Raw genomic sequence first — 2,502 nt, forward strand, 5'->3', positions numbered from 1 at the left:
TATAAGAGACAGAGATTGGACGAGCGAATAGGCGTTGATCATCCACTGCACCTCGGCGGTGGAGGCGCGCAACTCCGTGGTGAGGGAGGGGATCGCGACGTTGAGGACGGTGTTGTCCAGCAGCACGGTGAGCTGGGCGAGGCAGATGACCCCGAGGATCAGCCAGCGCCGGGGGTGGCCGCTCCTGGGAGTGAGGTCGTGCCTCTCGGCGGCGGTGGCCTTCATACGGGCTCCTGTCTCGGACGCGCTTGTACAGTGTACGGGAAGTGCTCGTACACCGTAAGGCAGCCCTGTACGCCGTACAACCGGTTTACGGGCGGAGGGCCCGCGGGTAGCTCTCCCGGCGCGTCGGCAGCCGCCGGGGCGAGCAGCACCGGAGGGGAGTGACATGTCTCTGCGCCGCCGTACGGTGGGCTTCCTGATCGCCGCGGGTCTCTCGGCGACGGCGTTCGCGCCGCCCGCTGGGGCCTTTGAGGGCGGGAAGACGGCGGACCGGGGCCGCTCGGTGCCGCTGAGGGTCGCGACGTACAACATCCACGCCGGGGCGGGCATGGACGGGGTCTTCGACCTGGACCGCCAGGTGGCCCAACTCCGCTCCCTGGACGCGGATGTGATCGGGCTCCAGGAGGTCGACGCGCACTGGGGGGAGCGCAGCGAGTGGCGTGACCTGGCCGCCGAGCTCGCGGCGCGGCTGCACATGCGGGTGTCGTTCGCACCGATCTACAGCCTGGACCCGGTGGCGGTGGGCGGGCCCCGGCGCGAGTTCGGGGTGGCGGTGCTGTCCCGGTACCGGATCCTGGCCGCCGAGAACCACGAGATCACCCGGCTGTCGACCCAGGACCCGGACCCCGCCCCGGCGCCCGCCCCGGGCTTCGGCGAGGTGTCGCTGAGAGTCGGCGGGCTGCCGGTGCACGTGTACGTGACGCACCTGGACTACCGCCCCGATCCGTCGGTGCGCGCCGCCCAGGTCGCCGAGACACGGCGGATCATGGCGCGGGACCGGGGTCACAAGATCCTGCTGGGCGACTTCAACGCGACACCGGACGCGCCGGAGCTCGCCCCGCTCTGGAAGGACCTCACGGACGCCGACCCGGGGGCGCCGACGTTCCCGGCCGAGGACCCGGTGAGCCGGATCGACTTCGTCGCGGTGTCGAAGGCGGACAGGACGGGGGCCGGTCGGGTGCGGGTGCGCGGAGCGGCGGTGGCCGGGACTCTCGCCTCGGACCACCGCCCACTCGTCGCCGATCTGGAGTTGCGGCGTTAGGTCACTCTCCTAGGCGGCGCTGCCGCTCACCGGCCGGGTGAGGTCGTAGAACGTCGCGCTTCCGACGGTGACCTCCGTGAAGTTCTCCTCCACCCAGGCCGAGATCCGGGACGAGGTGCCTTCGGAACCCGCCCCGCCCCCGCCGCCCATGCCTCCGGACACGAAGTAGTGGATCTCTCCGTCGTCCACGTACTGCTTGAACCGGTCGAGCGTGGGTGACGGGTCGCTGCCGTTGAAGCCGCCGATCGCCATCACGGGGGCGCCGGTGGCGAGCTGGTAGCTCGCGGCGTTCTGGGATCCGACGGCCGCGGCGACCCAGGTGTAGGCGTCGGCGTCCTGCCCGAGCAGCGTGGTGGCCTCGGTGTCGACGGTCGAGCCGCCCAGCAGTCCGCCCATGCCCCCGCCGCCCCCGCCCGGGCCGCCCCCCTCGCCCATGCCGCCTCCGGGCACACCGCCGGCCTGCGCACCGGGCCCGGTCGGCTGGCCCTGGTTCTGGCCCTGGCCCTGGCCTTGGCCTTGGCTCTGGTTCTGGTTCTGGCCTTGGCCGGGGATGCCGCCGGGCGCGGTGCCCTGGGTGTTGCCCGGTGCCTGGCCGCCGCCCTGCCGGGTGCCCTGGCCGGGAGGCTGCCCGCCGCCGGGCCCGCCCTCGCCGGGGCCGCCACCCCGGCCGCCGCCCGGGCCGCCGCCCGGGCCGCCGCCCGGGCCGCCCATGCTCGCGCCGGACGGCCCGGCGGTGACGATCGAGCCCTGGTGCCCGGTGTTCAGCGTGCTGACGGTGTACGCCACGGGCCCGGCCAGCGACGCGGCCAGCCCCAGCCCCACCGCGCCCAGCGCCAGGGCCCGGCCCAGCCGGGCGGCGAGCAGCAGCCCCACCGCCGCCACCAGTCCGCCGGTCAGCACGGCCCAGCGCAGCCAGGGGAGGTAGTCGGGGGTGCGCCCCAGCAGGACGTACGCCCACACGGCGGTCACCGCGACGGCCGCCCCGAGCGTGGCCCCCGCCCACCAGCGGGACCGCTCCTCCCACAGGACCGTGGCGCCCATGCCGGTCAGCGCCGCGAGGTAGGGCGCCAGGGCCACCGTGTAGTACTGGTGGAAGATCCCGGCCATGAAGCTGAAGACGAGGGCCGTCATCAGCAGCGAACCGCCCCAGGCGAGGAAGGCCGCACGCGCGGTGTCGGTCCGCTTCGTCCGCCGGGTCAGCCAGAGCCCGGCGACGAGCAGCAGCAGTGCGGCGGGGG

At 74.1% G+C, this 2,502-nt stretch carries 1 protein-coding gene and 2 pseudogenes; 1 reads left to right on the forward strand and 2 read right to left on the reverse strand.

The features are described 5' to 3' along the window. A pseudogene (locus tag IH13_RS0100685) lies at nucleotides 1–225 on the reverse strand (MFS transporter); the annotation flags it as partial. 163 nt (nucleotides 226–388) lie between these two features. Between IH13_RS0100685 and IH13_RS0100690 the strand changes: the two are divergent. After that, entirely contained in the window at nucleotides 389–1,264 is an 876-nt protein-coding gene (locus tag IH13_RS0100690; RefSeq protein WP_031080077.1) for an endonuclease/exonuclease/phosphatase family protein, read from the forward strand. Between the two features lie 9 nt (nucleotides 1,265–1,273). On the opposite strand, the pseudogene IH13_RS0100695 reads toward IH13_RS0100690, so the two are convergent. Continuing rightward, nucleotides 1,274–2,502 (reverse strand): annotated as a pseudogene (locus IH13_RS0100695) (glycosyl transferase); the annotation flags it as partial.

It is taken from the genome of Streptomyces sp. NRRL WC-3549, from assembly GCF_000721935.1.
Taxonomy (GTDB): domain Bacteria; phylum Actinomycetota; class Actinomycetes; order Streptomycetales; family Streptomycetaceae; genus Streptomyces.